This window comes from Paenibacillus sp. GM2, from assembly GCF_900069005.2.
GTDB lineage: Bacteria > Bacillota > Bacilli > Paenibacillales > Paenibacillaceae > Fontibacillus.
This window is the reverse complement of sequence record NZ_LN831279.1, coordinates 2,811,140-2,837,482: the sequence shown is the minus strand read 5'-3', so window position 1 is coordinate 2,837,482 and position 26,343 is coordinate 2,811,140. Positions and strand designations below refer to the sequence as shown.

At 49.7% G+C, this 26,343-nt stretch carries 19 protein-coding genes; 14 read left to right on the top strand and 5 right to left on the bottom strand.

All coding sequences use genetic code 11. The features are described 5' to 3' along the window. Positions 1 to 57: 57 nt before the first annotated feature. Positions 58 to 1,893: a molecular chaperone DnaK gene (gene dnaK / locus BN1360_RS22690; protein WP_068782120.1), complete on the top strand. Its 1,836-nt coding sequence runs from the start codon at positions 58 to 60 to the stop codon at positions 1,891 to 1,893. Positions 1,894 to 2,052: 159 nt separating this feature from the next. Beyond that, a complete protein-coding gene (gene dnaJ / locus BN1360_RS22685) occupies positions 2,053 to 3,171 on the top strand; it encodes a molecular chaperone DnaJ (RefSeq protein WP_068782119.1) in 1,119 nt (372 codons plus the stop codon). 364 nt (positions 3,172 to 3,535) lie between these two features. On the opposite strand, the gene BN1360_RS22680 is transcribed toward dnaJ, so the two are convergent. Continuing rightward, the gene (locus BN1360_RS22680; RefSeq protein WP_068782118.1) at positions 3,536 to 3,823 is read right to left on the bottom strand and encodes a YxcD family protein; all 288 of its coding nucleotides are present in this window, start codon (positions 3,821 to 3,823) and stop codon (positions 3,536 to 3,538) included. 4 nt (positions 3,824 to 3,827) lie between these two features. Then, a complete protein-coding gene (locus tag BN1360_RS22675) occupies positions 3,828 to 4,283 on the bottom strand; it encodes a hypothetical protein (RefSeq protein WP_068782117.1) in 456 nt (151 codons plus the stop codon). Between the two features lie 189 nt (positions 4,284 to 4,472). Between BN1360_RS22675 and BN1360_RS22670 the strand changes: the two genes are divergently transcribed. The 7 genes from BN1360_RS22670 to BN1360_RS22640 all read left to right on the top strand — a co-directional run bounded on the left by BN1360_RS22670 (position 4,473) and on the right by BN1360_RS22640 (position 9,727). Beyond that, on the top strand, positions 4,473 to 4,835 hold the full coding sequence (locus tag BN1360_RS22670; protein ID WP_068782528.1) for a hypothetical protein: 363 nt from the start codon (positions 4,473 to 4,475) through the stop codon (positions 4,833 to 4,835). A gap of 68 nt (positions 4,836 to 4,903) precedes the next feature. Continuing rightward, positions 4,904 to 5,083, top strand: coding sequence for a YfhD family protein (locus BN1360_RS22665; protein ID WP_229521078.1), 180 nt, complete (start codon positions 4,904 to 4,906; stop codon positions 5,081 to 5,083). Between the two features lie 109 nt (positions 5,084 to 5,192). Further along, complete coding sequence (prmA, locus tag BN1360_RS22660) at positions 5,193 to 6,161, top strand: 50S ribosomal protein L11 methyltransferase (protein WP_068782115.1); 969 nt, start codon at positions 5,193 to 5,195, stop codon at positions 6,159 to 6,161. A gap of 4 nt (positions 6,162 to 6,165) precedes the next feature. Next, a complete protein-coding gene (locus BN1360_RS22655; protein ID WP_068782114.1) occupies positions 6,166 to 6,858 on the top strand; it encodes a site-2 protease family protein in 693 nt (230 codons plus the stop codon). Positions 6,859 to 7,045: 187 nt separating this feature from the next. Then, positions 7,046 to 7,810, top strand: a complete 765-nt coding sequence (locus BN1360_RS22650) for an RsmE family RNA methyltransferase (RefSeq protein ID WP_068782113.1) — start codon at positions 7,046 to 7,048, stop codon at positions 7,808 to 7,810. A gap of 2 nt (positions 7,811 to 7,812) precedes the next feature. After that, positions 7,813 to 9,153, top strand: coding sequence for a tRNA (N(6)-L-threonylcarbamoyladenosine(37)-C(2))-methylthiotransferase MtaB (gene mtaB / locus BN1360_RS22645; protein ID WP_068782112.1), 1,341 nt, complete (start codon positions 7,813 to 7,815; stop codon positions 9,151 to 9,153). Positions 9,154 to 9,292: 139 nt separating this feature from the next. After that, entirely contained in the window at positions 9,293 to 9,727 is a 435-nt protein-coding gene (locus tag BN1360_RS22640; RefSeq protein ID WP_068782111.1) for an NUDIX hydrolase, read from the top strand. A gap of 10 nt (positions 9,728 to 9,737) precedes the next feature. Here the strand turns inward: BN1360_RS22640 and BN1360_RS22635 are convergent, their stop codons facing one another. Continuing rightward, complete coding sequence (locus BN1360_RS22635; protein ID WP_068782110.1) at positions 9,738 to 10,715, bottom strand: Na/Pi cotransporter family protein; 978 nt, start codon at positions 10,713 to 10,715, stop codon at positions 9,738 to 9,740. A 424-nt stretch (positions 10,716 to 11,139) separates the two neighbouring features. Here BN1360_RS22635 and BN1360_RS22630 point away from each other — a divergent pair, with 424 nt between their 5' ends. Then, positions 11,140 to 12,510, top strand: coding sequence for a class I SAM-dependent rRNA methyltransferase (locus BN1360_RS22630; protein WP_068782109.1), 1,371 nt, complete (start codon positions 11,140 to 11,142; stop codon positions 12,508 to 12,510). 104 nt (positions 12,511 to 12,614) lie between these two features. Here BN1360_RS22630 and BN1360_RS22625 read toward each other — a convergent pair whose 3' ends face one another. Beyond that, on the bottom strand, positions 12,615 to 13,517 hold the full coding sequence (locus BN1360_RS22625) for a DMT family transporter (RefSeq protein WP_068782108.1): 903 nt from the start codon (positions 13,515 to 13,517) through the stop codon (positions 12,615 to 12,617). 140 nt (positions 13,518 to 13,657) lie between these two features. On the opposite strand from BN1360_RS22625, the gene BN1360_RS22620 reads away from it, so the two are divergent. Beyond that, positions 13,658 to 15,088: an aminotransferase-like domain-containing protein gene (locus BN1360_RS22620; RefSeq protein ID WP_068782107.1), complete on the top strand. Its 1,431-nt coding sequence runs from the start codon at positions 13,658 to 13,660 to the stop codon at positions 15,086 to 15,088. Positions 15,089 to 15,507: 419 nt separating this feature from the next. Here the strand turns inward: BN1360_RS22620 and BN1360_RS22615 are convergent, their stop codons facing one another. Further along, entirely contained in the window at positions 15,508 to 16,548 is a 1,041-nt protein-coding gene (locus BN1360_RS22615) for a LacI family DNA-binding transcriptional regulator (RefSeq protein WP_068782527.1), read from the bottom strand. 233 nt (positions 16,549 to 16,781) lie between these two features. Here BN1360_RS22615 and BN1360_RS22610 point away from each other — a divergent pair, with 233 nt between their 5' ends. The 3 genes from BN1360_RS22610 to addA all read left to right on the top strand — a co-directional run bounded on the left by BN1360_RS22610 (position 16,782) and on the right by addA (position 25,999). Further along, on the top strand, positions 16,782 to 17,831 hold the full coding sequence (locus BN1360_RS22610) for a 2,3-butanediol dehydrogenase (RefSeq protein WP_068782106.1): 1,050 nt from the start codon (positions 16,782 to 16,784) through the stop codon (positions 17,829 to 17,831). A 444-nt stretch (positions 17,832 to 18,275) separates the two neighbouring features. Further along, complete coding sequence (gene addB, locus BN1360_RS22605) at positions 18,276 to 21,806, top strand: helicase-exonuclease AddAB subunit AddB (RefSeq protein ID WP_068782105.1); 3,531 nt, start codon at positions 18,276 to 18,278, stop codon at positions 21,804 to 21,806. Further along, on the top strand, positions 21,803 to 25,999 hold the full coding sequence (gene addA, locus BN1360_RS22600; RefSeq protein WP_068782104.1) for a helicase-exonuclease AddAB subunit AddA: 4,197 nt from the start codon (positions 21,803 to 21,805) through the stop codon (positions 25,997 to 25,999). Before addB ends, addA begins: the two co-directional genes overlap by 4 nt. Positions 26,000 to 26,343 lie beyond the last annotated feature (344 nt).

The window sequence follows — 26,343 nt, the reverse complement described above, 5'->3', positions numbered from 1 at the left end:
GCTGCTAAATTTGCAAAGCTGTTTTTACGATATGAACTATTTAAGGAGGATATCCCCATGAGTAAAGTTATTGGTATTGACCTTGGTACAACAAACTCCTGCGTAGCAGTTATGGAAGGCGGCGAAGCCGTTGTTATTCCTAACCCTGAAGGTGCGCGTACAACCCCTTCCGTAGTAGGTTTCAAGAAAGATGGCGAGCGGATCGTCGGCGAGACTGCAAAACGTCAAGCCATCACAAATCCCGACCGTACGATCAATTCTATTAAAAGACATATGGGTTCAAACCATAAAGTAAGCATTGATGGTAAAGACTACACCCCACAAGAAATCTCGGCCATCATTTTGCAGAAGCTGAAATCCGATGCGGAGGCTTATCTGGGACAGCCGGTAACCCAAGCGGTTATTACGGTTCCTGCATATTTTAACGATAGCCAGCGTCAAGCGACTAAAGATGCCGGTAAAATTGCGGGTCTCGAAGTGCTTCGGATCGTCAACGAGCCTACTGCAGCTGCGCTTGCTTATGGTATGGAAAAAGCGGAAGATCATACGATCCTCGTCTATGACCTTGGCGGCGGTACGTTCGACGTATCCATCCTTGAGCTTGGCGACGGCTTCTTCGAAGTTAAAGCGACGAGTGGTGACAATAATCTGGGCGGCGATGACTTTGACCAAGCGATCATCGATTATCTGGTTGCTGAATTCAAGAAGGATCAAGGCATCGACCTGAGCAAGGACAAAGCGGCAGTACAACGTTTGAAGGACGCTGCGGAGAAAGCGAAGAAGGAATTGTCCGGCGTACTTACAACGACTATCTCCTTGCCGTTCATCACTGTTGTTGATGGCGTGCCTCAACACTTGGAGTTGAATCTGACTCGTGCTAAGTTCGAAGAATTGACGGAAGAGCTTGTTGAACGTACGATGGGCCCAACTCGCCGTGCGCTGAGCGATGCAGGCTTGACTCCTGCGGATCTCGACAAGGTAGTTCTTGTTGGTGGATCGACTCGTATTCCTGCAGTACAGGAAGCGATTAAGAAAGTAACCGGCAAAGAGCCTCATAAAGGCGTTAACCCGGATGAAGTAGTTGCCCTTGGCGCTGCGGTTCAAGCTGGTGTATTGACCGGTGACGTGAAGGACGTAGTACTTCTCGACGTTACTCCGCTGTCCCTCGGTATTGAGACAGCTGGTGGCGTATTTACGAAGATGATCGAGCGTAATACAACGATTCCAACCAGTAAATCGCAGGTATTCTCAACTTATGCGGATAACCAGCCGAGCGTAGAAATTCACGTTCTGCAAGGGGAACGTGAAATGGCCGCTGGCAACAAGACGCTGGGACGCTTTATGCTGGGCGATATTCCGCTTGCTCCACGCGGTGTGCCGCAAATCGAAGTTAGCTTCGACATCGATGCCAATGGCATCGTTAATGTATCCGCAACGGATAAAGGCACTGGCAAGAGCCAGAAGATTACGATCACTTCCTCCAGCGGCTTGAATGATGAAGAAATCGATCGTATGATGAAAGATGCCGAGCTGCATGCGGAAGAAGATAAGAAGCGCAAAGAGCTCGTTGAAGCGAAAAATGCGGCTGACCAATTGATCTACAGCGTTGACAAGACCATTAAAGAGCTTGGCGATAAGGTCGATGCCGGCGAGAAAGAAAAAGCGGAAGCAGCCAAAGAAGAGCTGAAGAAAGCTGTTGAAAGCGACGATGTAGATACAATCAAAGCGGCTACTGAGAAATTGACAGAAATCGTTCAACAGCTGTCCGTGAAGCTGTACGAGCAAGCACAGGCGCAAGCAGGTGCCGATGCTGATGCAGGGCAAGCTGGCGGTGCGAAGAAGGATAATGTCGTGGATGCAGACTATGAAGTTGTGGACGACGATAAGCAATAAGAATCATGCCTGCTCATAGGTCGATTTTGATATGAAATAGGCTTTGGTGAATGGGAAGGTCAAAGTGTCGGGCATTTGACGCGCTTTGACTTTCCTTTTGCCGGATTAAGGGAAGATGAACTTTCGGCACGCCAATCAAGCGATAACGGGGGTGGAAGGATGGCTGAGAAGCGAGATTATTATGAAGTGCTTGGTGTGTCCAAGAGCGCCAATGAGGATGAGATCAAGAAAGCATATCGCAAGCTGGCACGCCAATATCATCCGGACGTAAACAAGGCGAGCGATGCGGAGGATAAATTTAAAGAGGTCAAGGAAGCCTACGATGTTCTGAGTGATAGCGGCAAACGGGCGCGTTATGATCAATATGGACATGTTGATCCGAACCAGGGGATGGGCGGAGGCTTCCAAGGCGGCGATTTCGGTGGCTTTGGCGATATCTTTGATATGTTCTTTGGCGGCGGAGGCCGCCGTGATCCGAATGCGCCGCAGCGAGGAAATGATCTGCAATACAATCTGACGATCGAGTTCAAGGAAGCCGTCTTCGGCAAGGAGATGGATATACGCATTCCAAGAACGGAGAGCTGCGACACTTGCTTTGGCTCCGGGGCTAAGCCGGGAACCAAGCCAGAGACCTGCTCCGTCTGCCATGGCAGCGGCCAGCAGGAAGTGGTACAAAACACGCCGTTTGGCCGCATGGTCAATCGCCGTGCATGCAGCAACTGCGGCGGCAAGGGCAAGATCATTAAGGAGAAATGCCCAACCTGTGGCGGCAATGGGCAAGTGAAGAAGCAGCGCAAGATTCATATCCGTATACCTGCGGGTGTGGATGACGGTTCACAAATGCGCATGACCGGTGAAGGGGAAGGCGGGCTTCGCGGAGGCCCTGCCGGCGATTTGTACATTATCATTCATGTGAAATCGCATGATTTCTTCGAGCGTGAAGGCGACGACATTTATTGCGAAGTACCGCTTACTTTTGCTCAGGCCGCCCTCGGCGATGAGATTGAGATTCCGACCTTGAGCGAGAAAGTGAAGCTGAAAATACCTGCCGGCACGCAGACAGGGACTTTCTTCCGTCTAAAAGGCAAAGGTGTTCCTAGATTGCGTGGAGTCGGCCAGGGCGATCAGCATGTCAAAGTCGTGGTCATTACTCCAAGCAAGCTGAACGACGAACAGAAGGAGTTGCTGCGTCAATTCGCATCGCTTAGCGGAGAGCAGACGCATGAGAATGAGCAGTCCTTTTTTGATCGCATGAAGAAGGCATTTCGTGGAGACTGATCCTTTCATATAAAAGTACAAGGGGGCTTTCTTGCAGACCATTTTCAAATGGCTGTAGGAGAGTCCTTTTTCTTAGGAACAGACAAGTACATCTTCAGATAAGAGGGGATGGATATAGGAAATCGTTCTTATCGTTGGGGTCAGCCCATCTTTCCGAGACTCTAGCGAAGGGTTCCTCTTCCGAAACGACACGAGTATTAGCGTCCATAGTCCATCTCCTTTTTGTGGCTACTCTCATATCAATAATAACTTTTTGAAGAAGAATTCTCTTTAAGCGGTAAATTAACTATAAATATTTTTTGTTAATCATATTTCCGGATATAAAAAAGCACTAAGATTGTCTTAGTGCTTTTGGGATTTGGTCTTAATACGTAGCTTCCTGGATTATCGCTGTAATCTCTTCTTCCAGGTCCAGCTTAATGTCATCGCGGAAAGCGCGAATTCCATATTCACGATATACATATTGCATGATCGCTTCGATAATATTCAACTCGACGATATACCGGCTGCGGCCGTTCACCCAAATCTCTCCGCTGTATCCGTACTCCTCATCCCAGCTGAGTTCGACTTGAACGTCGGTGGGACGAACGCCGGTTCTTTCGGCGGTATGGAGGCAAACGGCATTGATAATTTCATCCATGCTGAGAACCATGTAATTAGTACCTTCCTCCACGATCATAATCATCGGGTCCGCCCGGGTGTTGAGGCTTCTTCCTGAAACGCTGGAATAAGGAGACCACAATCATAATGATGAAGTAGATGGCCAGAAGGTTAACCGCCATACCCAGCATGTTGCCAAGGAAGCCCATGTTGCCGAATACGCCGCCAAACAGCATTCCGGCCAGGCCGCCTACCATCAGTCCTTTCATAAAGCTGCCGCCGCTAAAAAATCCGCGGTTGCTGTTCATTCCGTTTGTAGTGCCCGACATTTTATTATTGGTCGTCGTGTCTGACTTCTTATAATTATTGGTTGTTGCCTTTTTGGGTGTTGGCGAATAAGTTCTTGGTCCCGATTTGAAACCGCCACCACGTCTTGCATCGGCCGAGTCAGGACTTGTGAAGGCAATTAGCAGCGTAAACGCCATCACGATCATCATCATTTTCTTCAACATGTTTAGTAGATACCCTCCTGTAAACTAGATATTTAAGTAATACGTGAGAATGGGACATGGGTTTCAAATTTTAATTAATATTTGCATAAAAAAGATTCGCGAAATACATGATAAAACTTCAAGGAAACTGCATTGATTTGCAGGGTTCCTGATTTGCCGGATCAGCCGGAAGGAGAGGCAGGTATTGGTATGGGTGAGAAAAATATTTTGGCCTATTTCAAGAGTCCGGAAGAAGCGGAGGGCGTTGCCCGAAAATTGAATGCTTTAAGGGCGCTTGAAGTATCGGTCGATCGGTTCAGCCGCTACTCTGAACAGAACTCGGGTCTGTTTCAATCCTTGGCAGACCGCACGGGGATGCCGGCGATGACACATGGCTCTGATCTAGCCCACTCCAGTGGGGTGCTATACGCCGCTGATCCCTCCAATAGCGGGATGAGCCATGGCGGGCAGGGAGGTCCTACAGGCCATGATATTCTGCTTACGGCCGTTGTGGATGAGAGCATACATCACCAGGCCCTTCGTATTGTTGAGGAAGCCGGAGGCTTGATCTAACGCAAGAGGAAGGCTGACCAAGTATGATAAAAAGCCATATGAGAATTCACGAGAAGGAGGGATTGGATTTGAATCACTCGCAATCGGGTCATAATCATAGGAAGAGTCCTGCTTCTGCAGGAGCGGAAGGTCATTATGAAAATGTGGAATTCTCCGAAGAGCAGGCCGATCAGGAAGATTGGGAAGCGTTGGAGCGGAGTGAACGAGCGGATGCACGGATGCAGCATCGCAAGAAATTGAATCCATAACGTCCATAGAATACTATCCGAAAAGCCGCGTAAGCGGCTTTTTTGTCAACTTGCCACATTCTATAGTACAATAAATCTTATGCATGAATGCTAAGGAGGAAATCATACGATGATCTGGAAAGAACTTACTATACATACTACTGAGGAAGCTGTGGAAATGGTCTCTAACTTTCTGCATGAGGCCGGGGCCGGCGGGGTGACGATTGAGGAGCATGTTGACAACAGCAAGCCTAGAGATACATCGCTTGGGCAATGGTTCGAGATTCCGCCTAATGATATTCCTGAAGGTGAAGCGAAGCTGAGCGGTTACTTTGCACAGGGCTCTGACATGGATGAGGTTATAAAGCAAGTGAAGGAACGTACGGAAGAGCTTCGTGCTTTTAAGATTGATCCGGGCAAGGCCGAAATTACAGTCAGAGATGTACATGAGGATGATTGGGCGAACAACTGGAAGCAGTATTTCAAGCCGCTGCGCGTGTCGGATAAGCTGACGATTAAACCGACCTGGGAAGAGTATAAACCACAATCCTCAGATGAGAAGATTATTGAACTTGATCCAGGAATGGCCTTTGGAACAGGCACACATCCAACCACTTCACTATGCTTGCGTACCTTGGAAGGAGTAATCCAGGAAGGGGACGAGGTGATTGATGTGGGAACAGGCTCTGGTATTTTAGCGATTGGGGCTTGTCAGTTAGGGGCTTCCCGAGTGCTGGCCTTGGACCTTGATCCGATTGCAGTAACAAGCGCGATGGAGAATACAAAGCTGAATCAGCTTGAGGAACGCATTCAAGTTGTCGAGAGTGATCTGCTCTCAGTTCTGAAGCAGGGCGAGCAGTTCAAGCTGGACGTTAAGCTGCCGGTTCGTGTTGTGGTTGCGAATATTTTGGCCGAGATTATACTGCTCTTCATTGAAGATGTATACGAAGCCCTGCAGCCAGGCGGCTATTATATTGCATCAGGAATTTACAAGAATAAAGAGCAAATTGTACAGGAGGCGCTCGTAACGGCTGGATTCGACATTGAGAAAACGGCGCGGGAAGAAGACTGGGTCGCATTTGTCGCGAGAAAGAGGTAGATTTATGGATTTTCTGAATCAGATTTTACGTGTCCCGCTAGACCAGCTTCCTTTCTTTCTTATCACTTTATTAATTGCGTTTACGGTACATGAATTTTCACATGCTTATTTCGCTAATAAATTCGGTGATCCTACGGCAAAATTGCTGGGTAGAGTCACCTTGAACCCTGCGGTGCATTTCGACCTGTTGGGGATTATATTGCTCCTGATCGCCGGATTCGGCTGGGCAAGACCGGTTCCCGTCAATCGGGACAACTTCAGCAAGCCGCGTACGATGGGGGTTGTCGTCTCAATCGCTGGCCCGCTTAGCAATTTGCTGCTCGGGATTCTCGGCGCTTTTATTTACGTGGTGCTGCTTCGATTTGGGGTTATCCCTCATCTGTTAATGGACGGAAACAGCAAAATTTCGATCGCTCTTCATACTTTTTTCGGAATGTTCATCTATATGAACTTCTTCCTGTTCTTGTTCAATCTGATTCCACTGCCTCCGCTGGATGGCTATCGTATCCTGGAGGATATAGTGCCACGCCGGATGCTTGGCATGCTGCAGCAGTTTGAGAGCTGGTCTATTATTATCTTTTTAGTTATACTTGTTGTTCCCTTTATGCAGCGTTACACGATCGCACCACTCTATAATTTGGCGTATTCGTGGTCGGGGAATATTATATCTTTCTTCAATATGCTCTTCTATCGGTAATAGAAATGGACCAAAAGGTTCAATTTGGATTGAGATGCCAAGCATGAAGCAGGTTCGATATCGAGCTTACAGTGTGCTGGAGGGCTTCATTATAGACTGGAAAGCTTGTATTAAAAGTTGTATGATGGACAATGGTAATTTGAAGGGGTTTATGAACCACGCATATTAAGCTGAGGAATGATAAGGAATGCAGCGTTATTTCATTGAGTCTGAGCAGTTCGGCGAGCAGCAGGTTGTTATCACTGGCGACGATGCCCGGCATATCGGGAAGGTAATGCGTTCCAAGCCCGGAGACGAATTCATCGTTAGCGATGGGGTATCCCGGGAAGCGTTAGTTAAGATTATCTCGATTGAACCAGGCGAGGTCGAAGCTGAGATCGTTAGCCAGCTAGAGCCTGCTGGGGAGCCATGGCTTCAAGTCACGATTGCTCAGAGTTTGCCGAAAGGCGACAAGATGGAAACCGTGATTCAGAAATGCACCGAGATTGGTGCGGCGGCTTTTCTGCCATTTATTTCGGAGCGCACGGTGGTCCAATATGATATGAAAAAAGAAGAAAAGCGCATTCAGCGCTGGCGCAAAATCGCGAAGGAGGCCGCAGAACAGGCCCATCGCAGTACAATTCCTGCCGTTATGGCATCTGTATCCTGGAAGGAATTACTCGCTGCTCTCGCAGATTTTGACCTGGTGTGCTTGTGTTACGAGCAAGAGGATGGTCAGGGGCTGCGCGGTGCACTGCGGCCTTTTGTCGCGGGGCTTGAGACAGGTAACACTTATAGAATAGCAGTTGTAGTCGGGCCGGAAGGCGGCTTCTCGGAGGCTGAGGTGACGGCGGCTGTTGAAGCAGGAGCAGCATCTATCGGCCTTGGACGTCGTATACTGCGGACGGAGACGGCGGCAATGGCCGCCCTGACATGCATCATGTATGAATCTGGAGAAATGGGAGGAGCTTGAGAATGCCATCCGTTGCATTTTATACCTTGGGTTGTAAAGTGAACTTTTATGATACAGAAGCGATCTGGCAAATGTTCAAAAATGAGGGCTATGAGCAAGTCGACTTTGAACAGACGGCGGACGTGTATCTGATCAATACTTGTACTGTCACCAATACGGGCGACAAGAAGAGCAGACAGATTATTCGGCGTGCCGTACGGCGCAATCCGAACGCGATTATCGCGGTCACCGGATGTTATGCCCAAACTTCTCCTGCAGAGATTATGGATATTCCCGGCGTCGATCTTGTGATCGGCAATCAGGACCGCGAGAAGATTATCCCTTATGTGAATCAGATCAGAGCACAGCGGGAGCCGATTAATGCAGTGCGCAATATTATGAAGACTCGTGAATTTGAGGAGCTGGATGTTCCGAGCTTTGCCGACCATACCCGTGCTTTTCTGAAGATCCAGGAGGGCTGCAACAATTTCTGCACCTTCTGCATTATTCCTTGGGCTCGTGGCTTATCCCGCAGCCGTGATCCGCAAAGCGTTGTTAATCAAGCGCGTCAGCTGGTCGCAGCCGGATATAATGAGATCGTATTAACCGGGATTCATACCGGCGGATATGGTGATGATCTGGAGGACTACAAACTGCCTGATTTGCTGTGGGATCTGGATAAGATCGAAGGGCTTGGCCGAATTCGGATTAGTTCGATCGAAGTGAGTCAGATCGATGAGCGGATGCTGGAGGTACTGGAGGGTTCCGAGAAGATGTGCCGGCATTTCCATATTCCGATCCAGGCCGGCAACGACGACGTATTGAAGCGGATGCGCCGCAAATATACAGTGGCGGAATTCGAACAAAAGATTAAACGGATCCGCGAGTTTATGCCGGACGTAGCGATTACTACAGATGTAATTGTAGGTTTCCCTGGTGAGACAGAGGAAATGTTCCGCGACGGTTACGAGACGTTGAAGCGTATCGGCTTCTCGGAAATGCACGTATTCCCGTATTCTACCCGGACAGGTACACCGGCTGCAAAGATGGAAGATCAAGTTGATGAAGAGATTAAGCACGCCCGGGTACAGGAACTGATCGAGTTGTCGGAGACCATGCAGCTAGCCTATGCTGAGAATTTTACAGGTCAAGTTCTTGATGTCATCCCTGAACGGGATTTGGAGGCTTTGGCTGCAGATGGGCATTTAACAGGGTTCGCCGATAATTATTTGCAAATCCGCTTCCCGGGTTCGCAGGATATGATCGGTAAGCTATGCCGGGTTAAGTTAACCAAAGCGGACGCCAACACAAGCGAAGGCGTGCTGGTACGTGTCCTCGACGATTCGATTCAAGCTCTGGCTTAGCTGTGCCTGTTCTACTTATATTACATGAACACAAGGATTTCTCCCTGTTTGGGCAGGGAAGAAATCCTTGTTGTTAATTTAGAGAGGGTTCATACCGTAAAATATTCTTCTGTGGAGTTGGAGTAAAGGAGGTTCAGTGATGTCATATAAACAGATATCCGCTGGGGGTGTCGTATATAGAACGAGCGGCGGACATTTGCAAATTCAGCTTATTACCGATCGCTATGGCAAGCTATCGTTCGCCAAGGGCAAACGGGAAAGAGGCGAGACCGTGGAACAGACAGCACTCCGTGAAATTCGCGAAGAGACTGGCATCATTGGCCGGATCGATCAGTTAATCGACATTATCGCGTATACTTATTCCCACCCCACCTGGGGACCCGTGGACAAAGAGGTTCATTATTACCTGGTCGAGAGCAAGGGCGGCGATCTTCGGCCTCAGCTTGAGGAAATTCGCAGTGTCGCTTGGTATGATCCGCTGGATGCTTGGGAGAAGCAGCGGAAATTGGGCTACGATAACAACGATTTTATATTGGAAAAGGCATTAAAGCTGCTTGGTGTATCAGGGGTATAATCCAGCCACTCTATGCCTTAGAGTCAAGCCTGCTCCATAGCGGTAAGTAACAAAATGGCAGGGCAAGCAATGAACTGATTACATTGAACAAGGTCTGAGAATGGGCGATTTGTACGGCGGCATCGTTGGTTACCCAGGAGACTGCTGTCTGCAGCAGAGATACGAAGGGCAGAAATAATAATGCTCCAGCCAAGTTAAGGATGACATGGGACAAGGCCACGAATTTACCCGACTTGGTGCCGCCGATAGAAGCGATCAAAGCGGTAACACAGGTGCCTACATTGGAGCCAATCACCATGGCAATCCCTAATGGAACAGGCAGTGCACCGCTGGAGACAAGACCCATTGTCATGGCAATCGCTGCCGCACTGCTATGGATCAGAGCGGTTACCGCAGCCCCTGCGAGCGCGCCCCATATCAGGCTGTCCCCGGCATGGTCCAGCAGACGGTCGATAATTCCGTAAGCCTCAAGCTGTGGGCCAATCGATTGCATCCAGCGTATCGCGATCATAATCAGGCTGAAGCCTGCCAGCGCCAGTGAACCATATTGCAGCGGACGCAGAAAATGAAGCCTGCGGCTGGCATACCCGCCCGGGCTGTATTCCTCGCCCATCACCGCAGCTGCCCATAGCAGCAGAGATAGCGTCAGAAGCGGAAGCCCGTAGCTGGAAATATCAAGCGCGATCAGCTCGGTGGTTAGGCATGTGCCGATATTACCACCAAGGATGATGCCGAGCGTTCGGGCATAAGACAGCAGCCCCGCGTTAACCAGCCCGATCGTCATTACGGTCATGGCTGTGCTGCTTTGGAGAACTGCGGTAATGAAGGTGCTCGACAAGAGTCCGGCCCATGGCGTCTTCGTTGATGTATGCAGCAGCTTGATCAGCCTTGGACCGGCCCAGGCATGGAGCGCCGCTTCCATCAGCTTCATTCCGAACAGGAAGAGGGCGAGTCCTAGAGTGACTGGGAGTATTAGATCATGTACCATCCGGCTTCCCCCTTTAGAGGTAGTTCAAAAAGTCCGCTTTTGAGCACGAGGTATACCTGGGAGTAGACTCGGCATCGAAATTTGGATTCGGCCGGGACCTAAGCAAATGCTTACGAAGTCATGCTTCCTCCGGAAACATTTCAGGTGCTCACGTACCCACAACAAGCAAATGCTTCTGAGGTCGTTTTCTGCGAAAACGTATAGCTGTGCTCCTCAGTCCCTGGCTTTATCCAACTGAAGCGTTTTTGCAAAAAACGCATATCGAAGCATACGCTTCGGTGTTGAAAAGCGAACAACAGGTGTACAAGTTACTTATATGCCGACGCTGGGACATCCATGCCCCTGAGGGGATAACTGTAAAGGTCTGATTATTGGCTAGAGAGCCAGACATAATGATTTGAAATCAATGAAGGAGTGGACGCAGATGGCATCCGTTATATTACACAAAAGCCGTAAAAAGCGCTTGGAGCAAGGACATCCTTGGGTGTATAAAAATGAAATCGAGCTTGTGGAGGGGGAGCCACTGCCGGGCAGTCTGGTGCAAATTTATGACCACCGCCGCAAGTTCCTCGCTTCCGGCTACTACAATCCAGCTTCACAAATTACGGTGCGTGCTGTATCCTACCTGCCGCTGGAGAGGATGGATGTCGATTTCTTCGCCGCGCGATTCAGCGAATGCTTGAACCATAGACAGAGATTTGTAGATGGAGATTCTTACCGACTTGTCTATGGTGAAGCGGACTTCCTGCCGGGTCTGATCGTAGATCGCTTCGCGGATGTGCTTGTCGTGCAGCTGTTGACGCTTGGCATGGATCATTGCCGGGAGGCGATTGTTGAGGCGCTGGTCAAGGTGCTGGGGCCGACTGCTATATACGAACGAAGCGATGTATCCGTACGGGAGATGGAAGGCCTTGAGCAGGTGAAGGGTCCGTTATATGGAGATGCGCCTCGTTATGTAACGATCCTCGAGAATGGCCTAAAGATTAAGGTGGATATCGAGCAAGGGCAGAAGACGGGATATTTCTTCGATCAGCGTGAGAATCGGGCTTCGATTAAGCCGATAATGACCGGATGGGGAAGACGGAACGGGATTGAGCTGAAGGAGATTGTCGAGCTTGGAGAAGAGCCTAAACTTCTGCCGGTTAACTCCAAAGGCAAAGTAGTAACCTTCCCGTATTGGGATGGAGCTTCTGTACTGGAGTGCTTCTCTCATACCGGAAGCTTTACACTTCATGCATGCAAATACGGTGCCAAAAAAGTAACCTGTCTCGATATTTCTGAGCACGCGATTGAAAGCGCAAGAGTGAATGTCGAACTGAACGGATTTACGGATCGTGTTGAATTTGTTGTCGCTGATGCCTTTGATTACTTGCGCAGTCAGGCCAAAGGGATGGATGAGCGAACCCGCCGCGCCTTGAAGGAAGGCAAGGTAGACACTTCCGTGCCAATGACGGCAGGAGGCGGAAGGACCTGGGATGTCGTTATTCTCGATCCTCCGGCATTTGCCAAGACGAGATCGGCAGTGAAAGGCGCTTGCCGCGGGTATAAGGAGATTAATCTGCAAGGGCTGAAGCTGGTAAATGAGGGTGGCTATCTGGTTACGGCCAGCTGTTCTTACCATATGCGTCCGGATTTATTTCTCCAGACGATCCAGGATGCAGCTGCTGATGCCGGCAAAATATTGCGGCTCGTCGAGTGGCGCGCTGCGGGCAAAGACCATCCGCAAATCCTTGGCGTTGATGAAGGGCATTATCTCAAATTTGCGATCTTCGAAGTCCGCAGCAAAACCTTTTAAGCCCTCCTTCAGGATAAGCAGTATTGCTCTGTCCGGGAAGGGGAGTGTCAGTACTATATGAAAAACCGGAAGACTCGTGTAGCAGAGTCTCCCGGTTTTTTTGGCTATCTGCGCATTTGCACGGCTCTGACTTTCAAGTTATCCAGATTAATCACAATAATCCCGACGATAATCGTGAAGCCGCCTAATCCGGATACAAGCGATATCGGTTCGCCATATAGAATAGCGCCAACACATAAAGCGATAAGCGGCGAAATATACAGCCAGGTCGACGGGAATACGGGATTCGTCTTGGCAATTAACCAATAGAAGATAGTATGTCCGGTCATTGAACCAAAGACGATTAAGTATAAAAGCGGTAAAACCGCATGCGGGGTAAACATTACCGTGAAATCTACCTTCTCCGTGAATAGAGACAAAATGAGCAATAATGAACCCCCGTATATCATTTGGGCTGCGTTCAGCGCGATGGGAGATTCATCGCGAAATTGCTGCACAACACGGCGTGAATAGACGGTGCCGGCTGAATAGAATACCTGGCCTAGGAGGACAGCTGCACACCCAAGCACCCATAGCTTGCTGAAGCTTACTGTAATGCCTGGCAGGAGCAGCAGTACAATGCCGACCGTCCCCAGGAGACAGCCTATGACCGAACTTAAGGACAAACGTTGCCGGGTAAGAAAGGCCTGCAGCAGCAAAATCATTAATGGAGCGGTGGCCGACAAAATCGCCGCAATCCCTGAGCTCAAATACTGCTCGGCCCAGTATAGGGTGGCAAATACGCCGAAGGTTAAAGCTGCCCCGGTTAGTAACATCTCTTTGCGCAGCAGAAGGGAGAAGCTTGCCTTTCGTCTAGCTACCATGGATGAGAGCAGAATGCCGCCCGCGGCCAGAAAGCGAAGGCCTGCCGAGAAAAAGGGCGGCGCTCCAGCATCAATTCCCAGTTTAATGGCCAGAAAGGTCGTTCCAAAAATAAGACACATTAGCAAGTAGTTTATTAATACCATGTCTATTCCTCCTTAGTATTGTTTTATAATAAGATGAAGGTAATAGAACAGATGACATTGGATAGAACAGATCTGACCGCTAACAGGTATCATAATAATGACCATGTGTAATAAGAGTAGGGGAGGAAGGAGGACCGCTTATGGGCAAACATATTACTCCGAATGCAAACTCGGATAAACTGTTTGAGCAAATATATGACTTTCTATTGGAGCGGATCAAACGCGGGGAGTGGAAGGCGAATGAGAAGCTTCCCTCCGTTCGGGCATTGGCAACGGAATTTGCAGTACATCGCCTGACTGTCTTCAAGGCTTATCAATTGTTAAAACAGAATAATATGGTGTATGTGAAGGATAAATCCGGATATTATGTCCAGCCCGGCAATGAGCTGCCGCCCGGCGCGCAGCAGGACCCGATCATTTCAGCTTATGTTCATGATAGTTACCTTTCCGAGATCCACCAGGTGCAGGCCTCCTATCAGTTCTCGAAAGCGTTGTTGGATCCAAATCTTCTGCCTAATCGCTACCTTTCTGCCTATGTAAAAAGAGTGTTCGATCTGTATCCGAAGGTGCTGGGAACCTACTCGACCACTCAAGGAGATTTGGAGCTGCGTGAGGCGTTAAGCCGTTATTTTACGGAGCGTTATCGTTGTGATTTAGGAAGTCAGGAGATTCTGATCAGTTCCGGTTCGCAGGAAGCCATTGATCTGCTCGCCAGAGTACTCGTGCGGCCGCGGGATGTTGTGCTGCTGGAACGTCCAACCTACAGCCCGGCGATCGACGTATTCCGGAGGCAGGGAGCTGAGCTTATTCCAATTGAGATTACCCCTCACGGGTACTGTCTGGAGCAGGTGGAGCAGCTCATGCAAAAATACAAACCGCGTCTGTTTTACATGAATCCAACCTTTCAAAATCCGACGGGATACACTGTACCTGCGGAGCAGCGAAAGAGTCTGGTTGACCTGGCGGCGGAGTATCAATGCCTGTTAATTGAGGATGATCCGAATCCGGATATTTATTTTGCAAAAGCTCCGCCTGCCCCGTTATTCACTTATGACACTGCCGGATATGTGATCTATATCCGCAGCTTCAGTAAGTATATCGCTCCGGGTCTGAGCATAGCTATGGTTGCCTGCCGACCGGGAATCATGAATTATCTGCTTAAGGCCAAATCCTTGTCCGACAGTGGCACGCCGCTGCTAAATCAGAAGATCTTCCTGCATTACTTCTTCTCGGAACGAATGCAACAGCATCTGGAAAAGCTGCGGATCGCGCTTGCGATACGCAAGGAAATCATGGAGGAGGAGCTGTCGGCTACCGGTTGGCAGTGGAACAGTCCGGCTGGTGGTTTTAACTTATGGATCCAGCTACCGGAATCAACCCTCATGGATAGATTGCTTCAAAGCTCCCGGGAGCAATCGATTACCTTTGTGCCGGGTTCGATTTGTGATCCGCTGAGGGAGATGAACACACGGATCCGCATGAGTTATTCCTACTTGAATGAACAGCAGTTACGTGAAGGACTGAGGAGGTTTATTAGCCTTTATAGCGAACTGTTTGCGGGAGTACAATAGTCATCATGCAGTAAAAGGAGTCATCTCTACTGGGTTGGGATATTTCCTATTTTTGGCTGCCATAGCCACTTGAGCTCGCGAAGTCTTCGCCCTTATCCGCCTTTATCAAACGGTCAAAAATGAACTTTTAGAGCAAGGAGAAAACAACTCGCTTCCCTGACGTTCATTTTTGACCATTAGAAGCCAAATGCGGTCCCCAGCGGCATTCTCGCTTGTAACGGACATTTATGTCCGTTACAAGGGTAGAGTACAGGGGGATCGACGCTAACGGACAAGAATGTCCGAATGATCAGGGCAAAATTCCAAAGTCAAAAGGTCGAAACCATGAGAATTCCCATATTGCTGAGCACGCAAATAAGGGCTTCCTTAAGTCGAAAATTCAACTTAGCGGCAGCCCCTTAATTTTATGACAACTGTAGCTATTCAATATACTGGGTAGTGCGAGTCGGGGCCAAACTGGACTCCCTGACGAAGAGGCGCGGTTCAAACTGAACCCGCTCATACAGCCCAATTTTTTGCTCCTGGATACGCTGAAGCAGCAGCTCGGTCGCCACCTTGGCCACTTCCGAGCCCATAATGGAGACGGAGCTTAGCTTGGGTGTCGTTATCGTGCATAAAATATTGTTATCGATCCCGACGATAGCGATATCTTCAGGCACTCGAATACCGAGCTCTTTGAAACGGTTCAGCAGCCCGATCGCGACCATGTCGTTACCGGCATAGATCGCATCCGGCATATGGGCCAAATTCACGAAATGATCGGCCGCCCTGGCTCCAGTCTGAAGCGAGAAATCCTCACCGAAATAGACGAGCGAGGGGTCCACATGATCAAGCGCATCCTCATACGCGAAAAATCGCTCCTCGATAATCTCCTTCCGCGCACCCGCGTAACCAATTCTTGTTCGTCCAATGCTGATCAGATGCTCCATAGCCAGCTTGCCTTCCTGGGTGGAGAGGCTGACGATATCCGCTTTTGTATCCGAATCTAACTTTTTGCCGTAATTGATAATGGAAATGGGCAATTTGGACTTGTTAATGAGGTCCTTGAGTGTCTTGGGGTAGGCCAGCGGCAAAATAATAAGCCCATCCACGTGGAGCTTCTTAATATCACGCAATACCTCCAGCTCTGATCTCACATTGCCTAATGTATTAATTTGTACGACACGGTAATCGAAATATTTGGCGGCTTGTTCTACCGAGTAGGCAATCTCCGGAATAAAAGCGTTGCGAATATCAGGCACTGCCAGCGCAATCTGCTTCGTTTGGCGAAGCTTCAAATTCTGCGCATTTGAATTCGGCACAAAGCCTAGTTCCTCTACGGCTGCCAGCACCTTGGCCTTCGTCTTTGGACTAATTCCGCCCATATTATTAATAGCCCTAGAGACAGTCGCGATTCCGACTCCAGCTTTTGCGGCCACGACCTCAATCGTAACTTTATTTTTCTCCAAATAGGATCCCATCCTTGCCATTTTCGAAATCATTTCCACAAATGTTAACCTATTATCCACAAAATCATTATAACATACCCTTAATAATGTGAGTATTATCATAGATAAAAATAATATGTCCGTTGACACGACGTTAGCAAAGTGCTAGAGTTTGTTAAGGAAACGTTTCCGAAAAAGACATATAAATTTCCGGATATTATGCTGAATTTTATTTTATTTTTAATACATCTAAGGGGATGGAATAGATGAAAGCACTAAGATGGCATGGTCAAAGAGACCTGCGCTTAGAGAATATTGAAGAACCGGCTGCTAAACCGGGGAAAGTGAAAATTAAGGTCGAATGGTGTGGTATTTGCGGCAGCGACCTACATGAATATACAGCAGGGCCAATCTTTATTCCAGAAGGTACACCACATCCAATCACCGGAGAGAAAGCTCCTGTCGTAATGGGGCATGAATTTTCCGGACAAGTTGTTGAAGTCGGTGAAGGAGTAACGAAGTTTAAAGCTGGCGATCGTGTTACGGTTGAACCCATTTATGCATGTGGTCATTGCGAAGCTTGTAAAGCCGGTTACTACAACCTGTGTTCGACCATGGGCTTCCTGGGTCTTGCAGGTGGCGGGGGCGGTTTCTCTGAATATGTAGCTGCAGACGAAGCGATGGTTCATAAAATTCCCGACAATATTTCCTATGAGCAAGGCGCTTTAGTAGAACCTTCTGCTGTAGCGCTTCATGCTGTCCGTCAGAGCAAACTTAAAGTCGGTGACAAAGCGGTTGTGTTTGGCGCTGGCCCAATCGGTTTGCTCGTTATCGAAGCTCTGAAAGCTTCCGGCGCATCGGAGATCTATGCTGTCGAGCTTTCTCCCGAACGTAAGCAAAAAGCAACGGAGCTTGGTGCGATCGTCATCGATCCTAAAGAATATGATGTAGTTGAAGAGCTTCACAAACGCACCGATGGCGGTGTGGACGTTGCATTCGAAGTTACAGGGGTTCCTCCAGTATTCACTCAAGCGCTGAACTCGACAAGAATTGGCGGCGAATTGATGATCGTCAGCATCTTCGAGAAAGAAGCGGCACTTCATCCTAACCATGTAGTTATGAAGGAACGCAGCATCAAAGGTATCATCGGCTACCGCAACGTGTTCCCAGCCGTAATCAGCTTGATGGGTCAAGGCTACTTCTCGGCCGATAAGCTTGTAACCAAGCGGATTAAGCTGGATGATGTGATTGAAGAAGGTTTTGAAGCACTTCTGAAAGAGAAAAATCAAGTGAAGATTCTTGTAAAAGCAGAATAAGAAATGAAAGAATCATTTCATATATAGAGTAGTTTTGACGATGGTTTCCCGGACCTGAACCGGGGACCATCGTTTTTTTGTGGGTTCGTTTGGATCGAAATCTGTAATGCAGATTTTTTATCTTAAGCCGCGTGAACTAAGGAGATTCCTGCAAATATGCAGAATTATTCACCATATGCCAGGGAATCGAGCTATACGGAGGAAAAAATTGTATTATTACAGAGATGGACTATTGCAGGTTGCCGGATTAGCGGAATTCCTGCATATTTACAGGCTTTTCTGTGAGATGGAGTGAGGACAAGGGAGATATTGTCCATAAACTTCAATTGCCTATATCTAGGAACGTACATTCTTATTTTCTTTTGATATGATATACTGAATCATACGAATAAATTGGCTATTACACGTTAAAATAGACTCCAAGTTGCGTTAGGAGGAAACCATATGTCGCTTCAATTCATTATCGGCCGCTCGGGCAGCGGCAAGAGCAGCATGATCCTGGATACAGTCACCGCAGAAATGCGCTCCAATCCGACGGGCTCGCCGCTGATTTTGCTAGCTCCCGAACAGGGGACCTTCCAGATTGAACAAGCTATTCTAACTACACCTGGTATACCTGGGACGGTGCGGTCCCAGGTACTGGGCTTTCGCCGTCTTGCCTTACGGGTAATGCAAGAGACGGGCGGCTCCGCGCTTGTGCCGATCAGTGAGGAAGGCAAGAAAATGCTGCTCTACAAAATAGTCAGACGCCATCAGGACGAATTGAAGTTGTTCGGAAAGTCAGCCGATCAACTTGGGCTAATCGAGCGTATGAATGATTTATATACCGAGTTGAAGAAGCATAATGCTGACTTTTCGTGCCTGGAGGAACATATCGATCTGTTGGAAAGCTCCTCCAAAACCTCATCTTTGTTAAAAGACAAGATGAGCGATCTTAGCATGATTTTTCGGGAATTCGATACAGAGTTGGCTCGATTTTATATTGATGCTGAGGACCATGTGTTCAAGCTTGCAGAAGGAGCTGGGACATCGACCTATCTGCGCGATGCAAATATTTGGATCGACGGTTTCCAGACCTTCACCCCGCAGGAATATTTAGCGCTTATGGCGTTAATGAAGACGGCCGCCAGTGTGACGGTAGCCTTGACCCTCGATCGTGCTTATGATGACGGATTTCCGCCGCATGAGCTTAATTTGTTCTATCCGACGGCGGTTACATATATGAAGCTGCGCGATATGGCATTAACAGCAGGTATTGAAGTTAAGGATACTGTGCTGCTGGATGCCAGACCTTTTCCTAGATTTAAAGGGAGCGAGACGCTCTCCCATCTGGAGTATGCGTATGAACGTCGTATACCGTGGCAAGGGGATGCTGCGCCCAATGATATGTCTAAATCGCTCCATATGCACGGAGCTGCAAATAGATTAGCCGAGGTAGAAGGAGCGGCGCGCGAGATGGTCAGGCTGGCCCGGGAAGAGGATGCCCGGTGGCGTGATATGGCTATTTTTGTGCGGAATTTGCAGGATTATGAGCATGTGATTCGTCCTGTGTTCGCAGATTACGGAATACCTTTTTTTATGGATAAAAAAGCAAGCATTCTCTATCATCCGTTAATGGAGTTTATTCGTGGTGCGCTGGATGTGGTGCTGCGATTCTGGCGCTATGAAGATGTGTTCCGCTGCGTCAAAAGCGAGTTTCTGCTCCCCCTGGACGGAAGTCTCACACGCGAGGATATGGATGTACTGGAGAACTATGCGCTTGCCAGTGGCATTCAGGGCTATCGCTGGTATGATGGACGACCGTGGAAGAATGCCCCTAGCCTATCGCTGGAACTGACTCAGGATCCAAATGGCGAGGGAATGTCAGATCATAGACAGCTTCGTCGTCTGGAACAGTGCAGGAGTCTGATTAGTACACCGTTGTCTGCTTTTGAAAGACGGCTCAAACATTCGGCAAATGTACGTGAGATGTGCGCAGCTGTCTATCATCTGCTTGAGCAGATCGAAGCGCCGCAGCGGCTCGATACGATGGCGCATACCGCGCTTGTACAAGGTCAACCGCAGCTTGCGTTGGAGCATCGTCAGCTTTGGGATGCTGTTCTTGGACTGCTTGACCAGATCGTAGAGATGATGGGCGATGAGGAACTGGAGCTGGAGATGTTCTCCGGCATTTTGGAGACAGGGCTCAAGGATCTGAAGCTGGGCCTGGTTCCGCCTGCTCTGGATCAGGTATTGGTTGGGAGCACGGATCGGACTCAGACGAGCCATGTTAGACACGCTTTCCTGCTTGGCATTAATGAAGGAATCATGCCTTCAAACTTGCAGGAGGAAGGGGTGCTTAGCGACCAAGAACGTCTACGGCTAAGTGAAATTGGACTTGAACTGGCTCCTGGAATGACGCGTAGGCTGCTTGATGAGAGGTTTCTAATCTATGGAGCTATCACTGCTGCCAGCCATTCTTTATGGCTAAGTTATCCTATCGCGGATGAGGAGGGCAAGCCGCTGCTTCCATCCGAGGTTATACGCCAGATGAAACGGATCTTTCCGGCTTTGCAGGAGGGGTATCTCAACCGAGGGACGGATGTAAGCGAATCGCTGGACAGCCAGCTTGAGCATATACACCGGCCTCTTCCAACCTTAACCAATCTGATCGCGCAACTGCGGAGTTGGAGGTCGGGCTTGACAGTGTCTCCGGTATGGTGGCGGGTACTCGAATGGTATCGAACCCAGGAAGAGTGGCAGGATACAACGGAGTTTCTGCTTGGCTCCTTGAATTATCGCAACCTTGCTAACAGACTTACCCCTGCAACCAGTCATAAACTGTACGGCAAAAAACTGCGGACAAGCGTGTCCAGAATGGAGAAGTTTTCGGCCTGTCCGTTCTCACATTTTGCTGCTTACGGCTTGAAATTGAAGGAAAGGCAGGTTTACCGACTACAGGCACCGGACATCGGTCAGTTGTTTCACGCCGCACTTAGCATGATGGCCTTCAATTTTAAAGATCAGAATCGGAGCTGGGGAAGTCTGACGACAGAGGAATGCCTGCAGGAGGCGGAGTCCGCAGTAGACAAGCTGGCTCCCAAGCTGCAGGGAGAAATTCTGCTCAGCTCGCATCGTTATGGCTATATTACTCGCAAGCTGAAGAATATCGTCGGCCGCGCTTCTATTATTCTGGGGGAGCAATCGCGACGCGGCAGCTTTGAGCCGATCGGACTGGAGTTGGACTTTGGTCCGGGACGTACATTACCGCCGCTGACTTTTCAGTTGCCTAACGGCTGTGTTATGGAGATCGTGGGCAGAATTGACCGCGTAGATATGGCGGAGAGCGATCAAGGCTTGCTGCTGCGCGTGATTGACTATAAATCAAGTCAGACGGATCTGCGACTGCATGAAGTGTATTACGGCTTATCGCTACAGATGCTTACGTATTTGGATGTGCTCTTATCTTCTGCCGAGGCTTGGCTGGGCCGTCCGGCATTGCCTGCGGGCACGCTCTATTTCCATGTTCACAATCCGCTGCTGCAGAGCAGTAACGGTATGAGCCCCGAGCAGGCCCAATTGGAGATGCTGAAGCGGTTTAAGCTGAAGGGCTTGCTGCTGGCTGATCGGGAAGTGATCTCCAAGATGGACGATCAACTGGAAAAAGGATATTCAGATATTCTGCCCGTTGCAGTTAAAGCAGATGGTGGGTTTTATAGCAGTGCAGCGGTAGCTACGCTGGAACAGTGGCAGTCTTTGCTCGGTTCTGTACGCGGCATTATTTCGGATATCGGTACGCGTATTACCGATGGTAATGTAGATATCGCCCCTTATCGGCTAGGCGCCGAGACGGCATGTACTTACTGCCCTTACCGATCGGTATGCCGATTTGAAGGCAGTCATGAGGATAATGGTTATCAAGTGTTGAGCAAGCCGGGCAAGAATGAGATCTGGGAACTGTTTGATGAGCTGGGCAGAAAGGATGAGCAAGAATGAATATGCCGAAACCGCAAGGAAGCTTCTGGAGCGATGATCAATGGCGTGCAATTACGCTGACTGGCGGGGATATTCTCGTTGCAGCGGCAGCTGGATCAGGCAAGACAGCGGTGCTGGTTGAGAGAATCATCCGCAAGCTGTCTTCGCGGGAGCATCCGCTTGATGTTGACCGTCTGCTCGTTGCTACATTTACCAAGGCAGCTGCGTCGGAGATGAGAGGGCGGATTCGCGAAGCGTTGGAGAAGGAGTTGGTGCAGGATCCGGGCAATGAACATCTTACACGCCAGTTGGCGATGCTTGGTCGCGCTTCAATTACGACGCTGCACTCCTTCTGTATGGAAGTGATTCAGCGTTACTACACTCTGATTCCGCTGGATCCGGGCTTTCGAATTGCCGCTGAGAGCGAGACAGCCCTGCTCAGACAAGAGGTTCTGGAGCAGCTGTTTGAGGACAAGTATGCTTCGGCGGCGGACGGGAACCGCTTTTTAAGCCTGGTCGACTGGTTTGGCGGGGAGCGGAGTGATGATGCTGTTTTCTCCTTGGTATTGAAGCTTTATGACTTCGCACAGAGTCATTCTTGGCCGGAACATTGGCTGCTCGAAGCCGCTGATGCTTTTGCTGCTCCGGATGCGGCTGCGCTCGAGAACAGCTTGTGGGTCCAGAGCATTGTTCGCGATACGGAGCTCGCGTTAATTGGGGCTGCAGATTTGCTAAGGCAGGCTCGTACGATTGCCGAGGCTCCGGGAGGGCCACAACCCTATGCGGTTACATTTGCGGATGATATCCAAGTGATCGGCAGCTTATTGACTGCGGTTCAGGAAAGCCCGTGGGCCGGGCTGTATGATATTTTTCAATCCGTAAGCTTTGGCAAGCTGAAGCCGTGCAAGAAGGACCAGACAGACCCTTTGCTGCAGGAGCGGGCCAAAACGCTGCGCGAGGAAGCGAAGAAGCTGGTCAGTGAACTGCAGACTCAGTTATTTGGACGAACCCCAGAGGCTTATCTGGACGAATTGCATCAAGCTGCGCCTCTAATGAGGGAGCTTGCCGAGTTAATTGCCGAGTTTGGTGCTCGCTATCGTACGGACAAGACGGCCAGGGGCTGGCTTGATTTTGCAGACTTGGAGCATTATTGCCTGCAGATTCTGCGGCATCCGGACTCAACTCCGGGAAATTTACAACCATCTGCGGCGGCTCTTGAATATCAGGCCCAATATGATGAAGTGCTGCTTGATGAATATCAGGATACGAATACCGTTCAGGAGGATATTATCTCCCTGATCGCCCGGACTGCTCCCGGCAATCGCTTTATGGTCGGCGATGTGAAGCAGAGCATCTATCGGTTCCGGCTAGCGGAACCCGGGTTATTCCTGCAGAAGTACCGCAGCTACGGGGACGAGATCGGTGAGCAAGGATTGAGAATCGACCTGGCCCGGAACTTCCGCAGCCGCCGGGAAGTTGTTCATGCGGTTAACATGCTGTTCAGACAGATGATGAACGAAAGCGCGATGGAGATCGAATACGACGAACGGGCCGAGCTTGTTTATGGCGAGGGTTTCCCTGACAGCGAACAAAACGGAGATGAATATCGTCCTGAGCTGCTCTTGATTGATCGCAGCAAGGATAGCTTGGCTTCTATGACTGAAGCGGATAGCGCTGATGGCGTAGAGGGTAGCAGTGAGACGGAGGAAGCCATCGAGCTTGAGGCTGTGCAGCTGGAGGCGCGGGCGATTGCAGAACGAATCCGCAAGCTGCTTGGCGAAGGCGGCCGCCCTCCCCTGCAAATCTACGATAAGCAGTTGCGTGCCATGCGTCCGGTTGCCTACCGGGATATGACGATTTTGCTCAGATCGACACTGTCTTGGGCGCCGGTCATGATCGAAGAGCTGCGGCGTGAGGGCATACCGGCCGCGGCAGAGTTGAGCCAGGGGTACTTCCAGGCTTCTGAAGTCGATACGATGCTGTCGTTGCTTCAGGTGATCGACAATCCGCTTCAGGATATACCGCTGGCTGCTGTACTCCGCTCGCCGTTATATGGCTTCTCGGAAGAAGAATTGGCTGAGATACGCCTTGCAGCCGAGCGCGGCCATTTCTATGAAGCTGTTCTGAGCGCTGCTCAGAGCGAAGCAGGTCATTCCGGAGAAACGGAACTGGCCGCTCACGATTCGAAAAGCAGATGGGTAATGGCGGAGGATGAGGGTACAGCAGCAAATCTTCGCCCGGGAGAGAATGCAATTGTAGCGGGTGAAGTGAGTGCAGCTGGGGTTGACCGCGCTAATGAGACCTGTTCGACTGCAGATGGAAGCTCATTGACACTGGGTGTGAGGTTGCAGCGTTTTTTAAGTCAGCTTAGCGGGTGGCGAAACCGTGCCCGTGAAGGCGAACTTAGCGATTTAATCTGGGGGATTTTCCGCGATACCGGTTATTTGGATTGGGTAGGTGGCTTGCCGGGAGGGTCGCAAAGGCAGTCTAATTTGCGGGCGCTGTATGATCGTGCTACTCAGTATGAATCGGCGACATCATCCCGAGGTTTGTTCCGCTTCCTTCGCTATATTCAGCGGCTTAAGGATAATGGAGGAGACTTGGGTGCTGCCGCTTCGGCTGAGGGGCAAGAGGATGCGGTCAGCATCATGACGATTCATAAGAGTAAAGGATTAGAGTTCCCGGTTGTATTCGTGGCCGGACTCTCCAGAATGTTCAATCGCCAGGATTTGAACGCCCCTTTTCTGATTCATAAAGAGATGGGCTTCGGCCCGAAATATATTGATAGTGAGCTCAGAGTCAGTTATCCAACACTGCCCAATTTGGCAATCCGCAGACGGGCACAGATGGAACTGCTGGCAGAAGAGATGCGTGTGCTCTATGTAGCCCTGACACGGCCGAAAGAGAAGCTGATTCTTGTCTCATCAGTCAAGGATTTGGTCAAGTCCGCCCAGAATTGGGGCGGAGTGCTTGAGGTACAGGATGAGCGGTTGCCGGATTATGTGCTTGTACGAGGCCGTTGCTATCTTGACTGGATTGGACCGGCGTTAATTCGTCATGCTGCGGCTGCTGAGCTGCGCAGGTTTGGAGGACTGCCGGAGCTGATGAGCACAGCTCTTGTTGACAGCAGATCGGCTTGGGCAATTGAACTGGTAAGTGCACAGGAGGTAGCCGTACCGGCTGCTCGGATTGAAGCTGCGGCAGCCGGAATGGGGGGAGCTCTCGAGGAATTTGGGTTGAATAGTCTACCGGCTGATGAAGGTGAACATGCAGCAGCGGAATTTGGACGAGATGAGCTTGATACTCTGATCAAGTCCCGGTTGAATTGGGTATACCCGCACACTGCGGCTACAAGAATCTCTGCCAAGACATCGGTGACTGAGATGAAATCATTGCACCGTACCGAAGAAGAAAGTGCGGTCAGCTTGTTTGCCACAGCTGAGATGAAGCAGGAAATGTCCCAAAGTGCGGAGCAGGTAGAATTTAAATTGCATCTGCGTAGACCTCGCTTCATGGAGCAGGCCAAATTGACGGCAACGGAACGCGGAACAGCGTATCATACGGTCATGCAGCACCTGCCCTTTGACAAAGGAAGGGGCGAGGCAGTTGTTGCTGAGCTTCTACAGTCACTAATTGAGAAGAAGATCATGACGGTGGAACAGGCAGCGGAGATCGATACAGCTCGCATTGCTGAATTCTGGAATAGCCCGATTGGGAAATTGCTGGACCGTGCGGACTGGATCAAGCGCGAGCTGCCGTTTAGCTACGGATTGTCAGCTGCCGAGGCGTATCCAACTCTGGCACCTTTAGCTGAGCTGTTTGCCGGGTCAGCAACGCTATCCGAAACTAGCGGAAATATAGTGGATATAGCTTCTACTAGCTTGATTGACGGTAGTGTAAATTCAGCGGATAGCGCGGCTGAGGCTGATAAAACGTCCGATCCCGATAGGCTATATGCGCTTGCTGGACTGGACGGCGAGACAGTTCTGATTCAAGGGGTTGTTGACTGTTTATTTTACGCGGACGGCAAGCAATATTTGCTGGATTACAAGAGCGACAAAGTGCTGGAGCATCGCGGCGGAGTAAAGGCATTGGCGGAGTCCTACCGTTTCCAATTGGACCTGTACGCCAGGGCAATTGAAGATATTACGGGTGTCCCGGTGGAAGAGAAATGGCTCTATTTCCTCGATAGCGGCGACGTGATTCAGCTTTGATAGCCTTGATGGCTTTAATGGCATAGCTTGGGGAATGGACTACAGTGGGTTAGGCTGTTTAGGTTGGCATTGCTGCAGCCATTACCTAGCCCCCCTATCATTTTGAATCGGAATTGTGTTTGGACGCCAGGAAACACCGATTCGTAAATCTCGCTGTTTAATTCGAGATTTAGAGGGACATAGGGGTTGTTTAGCGCAAAGGCAGAGGTTTAACAAAACAGGGGATCGTTATGTGGGTTAGTAGAGACTCCAACAAGCTTTTACGAGACGGTGTATTGTTATGTGGGTCAATAGTTGCTTGAACAAACTTTAACGAAACAGAGTATCGCTATCAGGGTCAGTAG

Excerpts from the sequence above, each read along its gene's own strand:
- BN1360_RS22675 (WP_068782117.1), bottom strand. The coding sequence starts at position 4,283 with ATGTTGAAGAAAATGATGATGATCGTGATGGCGTTTACGCTGCTAATT.
- BN1360_RS22630 (WP_068782109.1), top strand. The coding sequence starts at position 11,140 with ATGGCATCCGTTATATTACACAAAAGCCGTAAAAAGCGCTTGGAGCAA.
- BN1360_RS22610 (WP_068782106.1), top strand. The coding sequence starts at position 16,782 with ATGAAAGCACTAAGATGGCATGGTCAAAGAGACCTGCGCTTAGAGAAT.
- BN1360_RS22680 (WP_068782118.1), bottom strand. The coding sequence starts at position 3,823 with ATGGTTCTCAGCATGGATGAAATTATCAATGCCGTTTGCCTCCATACC.
- dnaJ (WP_068782119.1), top strand. The coding sequence starts at position 2,053 with ATGGCTGAGAAGCGAGATTATTATGAAGTGCTTGGTGTGTCCAAGAGC.
- BN1360_RS22655 (WP_068782114.1), top strand. The coding sequence starts at position 6,166 with ATGGATTTTCTGAATCAGATTTTACGTGTCCCGCTAGACCAGCTTCCT.
- BN1360_RS22615 (WP_068782527.1), bottom strand. The coding sequence starts at position 16,548 with ATGGGATCCTATTTGGAGAAAAATAAAGTTACGATTGAGGTCGTGGCC.
- BN1360_RS22670 (WP_068782528.1), top strand. The coding sequence starts at position 4,473 with ATGGGTGAGAAAAATATTTTGGCCTATTTCAAGAGTCCGGAAGAAGCG.
- BN1360_RS22640 (WP_068782111.1), top strand. The coding sequence starts at position 9,293 with ATGTCATATAAACAGATATCCGCTGGGGGTGTCGTATATAGAACGAGC.
- dnaK (WP_068782120.1), top strand. The coding sequence starts at position 58 with ATGAGTAAAGTTATTGGTATTGACCTTGGTACAACAAACTCCTGCGTA.
- mtaB (WP_068782112.1), top strand. The coding sequence starts at position 7,813 with ATGCCATCCGTTGCATTTTATACCTTGGGTTGTAAAGTGAACTTTTAT.
- addA (WP_068782104.1), top strand. The coding sequence starts at position 21,803 with ATGAATATGCCGAAACCGCAAGGAAGCTTCTGGAGCGATGATCAATGG.
- BN1360_RS22635 (WP_068782110.1), bottom strand. The coding sequence starts at position 10,715 with ATGGTACATGATCTAATACTCCCAGTCACTCTAGGACTCGCCCTCTTC.
- BN1360_RS22620 (WP_068782107.1), top strand. The coding sequence starts at position 13,658 with ATGGGCAAACATATTACTCCGAATGCAAACTCGGATAAACTGTTTGAG.
- BN1360_RS22650 (WP_068782113.1), top strand. The coding sequence starts at position 7,046 with ATGCAGCGTTATTTCATTGAGTCTGAGCAGTTCGGCGAGCAGCAGGTT.
- BN1360_RS22625 (WP_068782108.1), bottom strand. The coding sequence starts at position 13,517 with ATGGTATTAATAAACTACTTGCTAATGTGTCTTATTTTTGGAACGACC.
- addB (WP_068782105.1), top strand. The coding sequence starts at position 18,276 with ATGTCGCTTCAATTCATTATCGGCCGCTCGGGCAGCGGCAAGAGCAGC.
- prmA (WP_068782115.1), top strand. The coding sequence starts at position 5,193 with ATGATCTGGAAAGAACTTACTATACATACTACTGAGGAAGCTGTGGAA.